The sequence below is a fragment of the Acinetobacter sp. WC-743 genome, from assembly GCF_000335555.1.
Classification (GTDB): Bacteria; Pseudomonadota; Gammaproteobacteria; order Pseudomonadales; family Moraxellaceae; genus Acinetobacter; species Acinetobacter bereziniae.
In genome coordinates, this window is the sequence record NZ_AMFQ01000143.1 from 1 (window position 1) to 7,672 (window position 7,672).

Genomic DNA, 7,672 nt, shown 5'->3' on the forward strand with positions numbered 1-7,672 from the left:
GGCTGGATATAAACACTCAGCCATTAACCCCAACATTGGACGTAATGCCATACGCACATGGGCTTCGGTGTTCGGTTGTAAAAATAAACCGATTAAGTTCATGCTCAACAATGCTGCTTGTTGTACACCGGCATCAGCTTGTTTGGGTTCTGCGGCAAATAGAATCAGATCTAAAACACTACCAGACAATGCAAAAATATTGGCTACTGTCGGGACATTGGCACTGGCTTTGATTTGTTCGAGGCTGGTATTTCCGCATGCTTGTAGATATTTCTGAATTTGATGCGCAATAAATTTATGGTCTTCTGTATGCGTCACACTGGCTAAGTTAAATACTGCCAATTCAACTGCTGGCTTTGTATTGTTTGTGCGAGATGTTTCTGTTGTATTGGACCCTGCGGTCTGGTTTTTACTGTCTATAAATGCCATGGGCTTAACCTTAATACGTTTTAATTTTTAATTTCAATTAAGAAAAATCTAAAAATACTCAATCACTTATTGCGTGCACTATATACATCTGGATCTTCAGGCGTGGTTTTGCGTACCGTCACTTGTTTGGTGACATAACGGGATTCTTCTAAATCCATACGCACCACATCTTTATCCATATTATAAATCGACTGCGGTTTTTTCACCTCTTGAGGGGGTGAAACTGGCGAAGTGTTCTGGGTCAAGATTGGTGAAGGCTGACTTACAGTTTGAGGAATACTCTGTGCTATGGTCGGTGATGAAGATGCTTCGCCTTTGCGCGTGGTAATGCTATACGTCAAGAACCGAGAAAAATACTCGTCCTTTTTCACAAAATCATCGACCACTTTTACAGGCGTATCTGCAAGGTTTTGACCTGAGCCAAAAGATTCTGCGACAAAGCCTTGCCCTAATCCCGAACCGAAACCTGTTGCTGATGTTAAGTTAGACAACAAACCACTGCTCTTTTGAGCGAAGGCAGCTGAAGCTTGATCTTTAAAGAAATCGATACCTTGGTCTTTGATGTTTTGTAAGGTTTGGCTTGGATTGGCAATCATCTGTCCAACATTCATCATCTGAGATGGAGACAGGTTTAAATTCATTGCTGAAGAGACTGAACCTAATGCACTTTGAGTAAATTGTTGTTTAAACTGCCCTAGACTTTGTGTTCCAAGGTCTTTTAGAGCATTTTTACCCATGTTTTTTAGGGAATCACCATTCAGTGAGAACAAATTATCCTTGAGTTGAGACATCATATTTTGTCCCATCGATTTTAAGGCATTTTGGGCAAAACCAGTGACGCCACCGACTGCTTCTTCTGACCATGTATAATCACGATTAAAATGACTACCTTGATTCCAAGCACTACGCGGATCGGTTTCAAATTCAACTTTGGCAGGTCCAGGTGCAATACCTGTCACTTTTGCAAAACCATTGCCATCCAATTTACCAGAAACTTGCTTGCCAAATGAATCTATGACATTAAAGCCTGTTTGCTTAAAGAAATCCTTTCCACCATAACTTTTCAGTAAGTCCAGTGCCCCTTTCATTGGATTCGATGGTGGAAGTTGTGCTGATTTACTGACACTGGCACCCGGCTTAAAGGTATGTTGCCCTGCATTGACTTCGAACTTTCCACCTGTTTTGGGGAAAATTCCTGAGCCATTCAATGCAATTTGTGATGAACCACCAGTAATCAATACCTCTTTCGGGCTACTGATTTCTATTCGGTCTTCAGTCGAAGAAATGGTGATTCCAAGCTTGGCAAATACATCTAAAGCATTTGACTGCGCATGAATATTAAATTTACCCTGTGCCGCAATAAAGTTTATGCCACCCTGTGCCGCAAATAAACTCACTTTTCCTAACGCATGTCCCAACAGATTTTTTTGGGTACTGAAGTTAATACTGTCGCCTGCACTATGATTGATGATGCCTGTTGCTGAAAGGTGAATATCTTCAGGCGTACTCAGGGCAATGCCATCAGCTGAACTTAACAGCATGATTGCTTTTTTATACTTGGCAATATCTTTTTCAATTGCTTCAGCAAAAGCTTTCAGTTGCTCAATCGACTCAATTTCATCGGTCTTTTGGTTTTTAGCAATATCACTTAAAGCTTTACTATTGGTCTGACTGCTTTCAAGTTGCTTTTGGGCAATCTCACTCTCTAAATGATCACCTTTGGCTTGATCTTGAGCATAGGTCGAAATCAGTAAGCCTTGCCCTGCGCGTACTGCACCCCATTGGTCTGTACGTAATTCAAAACCCTCACCACGATCATCACTTTCTGCTTGATCTTTTGGATGACTGAGCTTTCCAAGATTCAGTTGACTCGCGCCATGACTACTCTGTAGCTGACTGCTAAGTTGCCCTTTAGTATCATCAAAGCGTAGCTGATTGTAACCACTGCCCTGATATTCCTTACTTTTAATCCCTGATAACTTTTTGGTATCTGGCAATTTGCCTTTGCCATCAAATTGAGTTGGATGACGATATCCTTCATGGATGCGCCCAACGATGAATGGTCTGTCAATATCCCCCGCAAAGAAATCGATAACAACAACCTCTCCAATACGCGGTAAGAATCTTGCCCCATAGCCTTCGCCTGCCCACGGGGTCAGCACATCGACCCAAGCCGAGTCGGTATCATTGTCATTCGAGCCTGCACCACCATCATGCGTATTGTCTTCATTACGGGTAAACAGAAAGCGGACTTTGATGCGCCCCCATTCATCGACATGGATTTCTTCGCCACTTGGACCCACAACAATAGCGCGTTGTGGTGATGCGATCGGACGGTGTTGCAGTGGATTATATTCAGGAACAATCGCAATATTACGTCGTATTAGCGTCAGTGTATTGGCTTGGCGTTCCTCACTATTGTTTGTGGTGATATTGGTGATTTGCCAATCACTTTGTTTTAACAAAGTTTCGACTTGGTTGGTTAAGTCTTTCGGTAAATTATTTTGGTTATAAAAGGTTTTAGATATGATCAGAAATTGCCGATCAGCAGTATCTTTTAGATTTATGCTTGGATGTTCATTCAGTTCGAAATGATAGCCAACCTGCGCATCTCGTACTGTCGAGATCGCAGTAAATTGTTTGGCTTGCACATTATAGTAATTGCTGAGGTTTTGGTTAAAGCGCTCAACCTGACTGTTGCCCGATGGCGTTGCACCATCTTCTCCATTGAGATCTTGTATCCATGCAGGGCTAAAGTGCCATGCTTGTTCTAAACCTAGGCTGGCATTGTCATAATTTTCACTATGGTTGTGTTTACTTTGAACGCTACCAGCACCTTCATCTGTATCTAATACATCGGCTTGCCAGCGTTGAATATGGACTGAGGTCGGTTGAAGTGAACGTTGTCCTGTAAAATGAATGATTGAATCGCTCGCTTCTACAGCGGAGCTACGATGAAAACGAATGTTACGGCGTTCCAAGGCACTAAATTGAGCGTTATCATCAATTAATCTTAACTTTTGCGCTTGAATTTGTACAGTTGTATTCGGCACTTTCAGCTGAGCCTCATCAATTAGCCAATTAATTCCTTCAGCTCTCATCAAACGTGTTAGAAAGTCGAAATCGCTTTCAGATTGCTGCATGAGGAATGGACGGACATCATAGTCTTTGGTCAGTCCGCTCTTGTCTAAAGTGAGGCTTGAAGCAAACAGTGGGCTACGTTGCACCCATTCCTGAAATACGGTTTGAATTACCTCAACAGCCGACTTCGCCATAAACACACGGGAATTTCTACGATGCTTCCACAGTGCGGTTGGGTCTTCAACCTTAAGACGATAGATGCAAAGAGAACCATCACTCGCGCCTGCATCTGCATGGGTGACAATTCCTGAAATTCGATTGAGTTCGGATTGATCATTGACGATATCAACAGCGACTTGAGCACCAATAAACTGCTTTAAAGGTATTGCTGAATTTGTCGAAAGACAGATCAATTGCAGTTGAATTCCCTCATTCAACTGATGTGTGCCCTCAATGCGCTGAAGAAAAACTTGATCATTGAGCGCGGTATTTGAAAATTGCAAATGTATGGCGCGCTTTTGCGCTGTAAGTCCCAACTGCTCTAGAGCAACATAAATATTGTTAGACATGGTTTATTGTTTGATTTTAGATTGTGATGTAGTGTACTAAAAAATAGCGTCAAAGTCTAGACAGACCTGTCTACATTATCTCAATAACATTGATGAGTTTTTCTCAAGTTTCAATTACATAACATGATAAAGAGAATAAAAGTTCACCTTATCACAAATCTTAGAATGTGCCTTCAATTTTATTTTTAGACTGAACTTTGAGTCTTTTCATTTTTTAAGATTAACAATCAAATTTTAATTATTTTTACCGTAAAAATTAACCCTCTAAACTCAGCTCAATTTTTATAAAATCAAGTCGACACGTATGTCTGGTAAAAATCTTCTTACAACACTTTCTATTGCTTTATTCAGCCTTTCTATTTCAGCTTGTAATGACAGTGATTCAAATGAATCCAATGGCAGTGTGGGAACTCAAAAACAACCGAACATCTTATTTATCATGGCGGATGATCTTGGCTATTCAGATTTAGGCGCTTTTGGTGGTGAAATCCACACCCCAAACCTTGATGCACTGACCCAAGAAGGACGTATTTTAACCGATTATCATACTGCACCTACCTGCTCACCGACGCGTTCACAATTGATCTCAGGCACTGATCATCACTTGGCAGGGATTGGAGCGATGGCTGAACTTACTCCTGCGCATTTAAAAGGACAACCTGGATATGAAGGTTATTTAAATGAACGTTCCCTTTCGATCGCAGAGGTACTTAGAGACAATGGTTATCGTACCTATATCAGTGGAAAATGGCATTTGGGTTTAACCCCAGAAACCAATGCACATGCTAAAGGTTTTGATCACTCATTCACTTTGTTACAAGGCTTGGATTTACATTTTAAACAAGCACCTACAGCCTATAAACGTAATGCCACCTATACCGAAGATGGCAAACAAGTTGCAATCTCATCACTGCCTGATGATTTCTTCTCGACCAATTATTTCACCGATAAGCTACTCAGTTATTTAGAGTCTGGTAAAAACTCAGGTAAACCCTTCTTTGCCTATGCGGCTTATACAGCGCCACACTGGCCAATTCAAGCACCAGCAGAATATCGAGATCGTTATCGTGGCGTTTACGATGTTGGCTATGATGCGATTCGTAATGCCCGTATTGCACGACAAAAACAACTTGGACTGATTCCTGCCAATTTTACGGCTGCTGAACCGATTGCAACACAAAATGCCCCTCAAAAATATGGCAAATGGAATGAACTTTCCGCTGAACAAAAGGCTTTAGAAGCACGCAGAATGGAAATTTATGCGGGCATGGTGGAAAACTTGGATGCCAATATCGGTCGTGTCATTCAATATCTCAAACGTAATCATTTATATGACAATACCTTAATTTTCTTTGTTTCTGATAACGGCGCTGAAGGTTTTATCCGAGGTAACTATGGTGCAGAGTCAGGTTTTGACAACAACTTAAATAATGTTGGTACAGCCAGCTCTTACCACTATGTTGGTCCCCGTTGGGCTGAAGTCAGTGCAGCACCATTCCATTTATGGAAAGATACCGCAGGTGAAGGGGCGACCACCGCGCCAGCCATTGTAAAACTTCCAAACCAAACTCAGGCTCAAGCAATTCATCATGGCTTTGCTTCCGTACTGGATGTTTTCCCAACTGTGTTGGAGTATGCCAATATTGCTGTGCCACAAGGTCAATACAAAGGGCGTCAAATTAATACCCCAAGTGGTTACTCGTGGAAATCTGTACTAGAAAATAAAGCACAATGGATTCGCCCAGCTCAATTTAGTTTTGCGGATGAACTGCATGGCAGTAAGTATGCTCGCCAAGGAGACTGGAAAATTGCTTTACAAGGCAAAGCTGAGTTGGGTACAGGAACTTGGGAACTATATAACTTAAACAATGATCGTGGTGAAACCAAAAACTTGGCACAGGACAATCCAACAAAAGTACAGGAACTCATTGAGGTATATAACAAATACACCCAAAAAAATGGAGTGAAGGAATACAATATTCAATGAAGCTTCAGCCTGTTCCCATTTTATTGTGTAGCCTGTCACTTATGGCAGGCTGTAGTAAGGTACAACCTGATCGCCCTGCACCACAGCAACAAACTCAATTGGCTCAACTTGGCACATTAAAGCAATGCCAAGAATATTCAGGCTTACCAAAGGCGTGGGGGCAAAACCCAACCGCAGGAATGATACGGATTCCCAAAGGTTCATTTCAGCTCGGTTCCAATCAAGCTTATCCAGACGAAATCAATTTTGGAGCAAAACAACGTCAGGTTGAAAGTTTCTGGATCGACCAAACGGAGGTTACCGTTGCCCAATTCTCCAGTTTTGTAAAGGCAACGGGCTACATCACTGATGCTGAAAAACAGCATCAAGCTGCTGTATTTTCTCCGAATACGCAGACGCCTCAACAATGGTGGCAACTCAAAGCAGACTATACGTGGAAAAGTCCAAATGGCGCTAGAGGTCAAGCACCGCTGCCTGCTGAACCCGTTCGCTATGTCACTCAAAATGATGCCGAACATTATGCTGTTTGGTTGGGGCATGATTTACCCACAGAACAAGAATGGGAATATGCTGCCAAAGCAGGATCGACCACAGATACACCATTACACCAAGCGCCAGAAGATGCACATCAACACCCTCAAGCCAATTATTGGCAAGGTGAATTTCCATTTAATAATACACAAGCAGATCACTTTGAAGGCGTTGCTCCAGTGGGCTGTTATGCTGCAAATGCCTTTAAATTGTTTGATATGATTGGTAATGTTTGGGAATGGACATCATCTATTTATCGAGGGGCACACGATCAACACATGGGGAATTATGCAGATCTTCGTCAACAGCGTATTGCGGGTACTCAGTACGTGATTAAAGGCGGTTCTTTTTTATGTGCTTCTAATTTTTGTTCTCGTTATCGCAACAGCAGTCGCTACCCTCAGGAGTTTGATTTGGCTGCGACACATGTTGGCTTTAGAACTGTTTTACGTGCACCTTAAACGTGAAATAGATAAAAGCCATAGTTTTATAAAGCATAATGATCTATAAAATTATTTTTATATTTCAATCAGGTGTTTCATATCCATTCATTTTAGAATAATGAAACTGTATCGTCAAACTGCCTGATTATTCATATAAGTGTTTTGATATAAATCCTGCATATTCAATGAACTTTATGGTTTGTCTTAACGTTCATTTTATTGATCTATTAGACCTCTTGCGAAAGTAGGTTTTTGGGTCATTTAGCTATATGCAATACCTTATATAGTCAAACCGCCTGATTATTCATACAAGTGATTTGGATGATTCATTTATTTTGTACTTTTGAATCATAAACACTCTTGCTATCACGAGGCGACATGGATGTCGCCATGTTGAGCGGGGGTATTAGGATGTACCCCTCGCTCAACAGAAGATTTTTGTTACTTTTCATCTCTGAAAAGTAGAGTATCGCCTACGCAAAACAATTTAAACTTTAGAGCTAAAGCGTGGCAATGCAAGCTTTATATCATCAAACAATATATTGATCGCTTTAATTTTATTGATCAACAGAAATGATATTCTACTGTATGAATTTTTCAACAGATTGACTACATAACAAAGATCACAGCTG

The 7,672-nt window shown here is 41.2% G+C and carries 4 protein-coding genes; 2 read left to right on the top strand and 2 right to left on the bottom strand.

Translation table 11 applies throughout. From position 1 onward, the window contains the following. Both ACINWC743_RS21885 and ACINWC743_RS21890 read right to left on the bottom strand, forming a co-directional pair. On the bottom strand, positions 1 to 429 hold a 429-nt coding region (locus ACINWC743_RS21885; RefSeq protein WP_157432068.1), incomplete at its 3' end, for a hypothetical protein. Positions 430 to 491: 62 nt separating this feature from the next. Beyond that, positions 492 to 4,079 carry a type VI secretion system Vgr family protein gene (locus ACINWC743_RS21890; protein WP_009587026.1) on the bottom strand — a complete coding sequence of 1,196 codons (3,588 nt, stop codon included), beginning with the start codon at positions 4,077 to 4,079 and terminating at the stop codon, positions 492 to 494. Between the two features lie 304 nt (positions 4,080 to 4,383). On the opposite strand from ACINWC743_RS21890, the gene ACINWC743_RS21895 reads away from it, so the two are divergent. Together ACINWC743_RS21895 and ACINWC743_RS21900 are read left to right on the top strand one after the other, a co-directional pair. Further along, positions 4,384 to 6,066: an arylsulfatase gene (locus ACINWC743_RS21895; RefSeq protein WP_009587024.1), complete on the top strand. Its 1,683-nt coding sequence runs from the start codon at positions 4,384 to 4,386 to the stop codon at positions 6,064 to 6,066. Further along, positions 6,063 to 7,058 (top strand): SUMF1/EgtB/PvdO family nonheme iron enzyme, encoded by a 996-nt coding sequence (locus ACINWC743_RS21900; RefSeq protein WP_035301571.1) that lies wholly within the window; start codon positions 6,063 to 6,065, stop codon positions 7,056 to 7,058. The genes ACINWC743_RS21895 and ACINWC743_RS21900 overlap by 4 nt, the downstream gene beginning before the upstream one ends. The last annotated feature ends 614 nt before the right edge of the window (positions 7,059 to 7,672 follow it).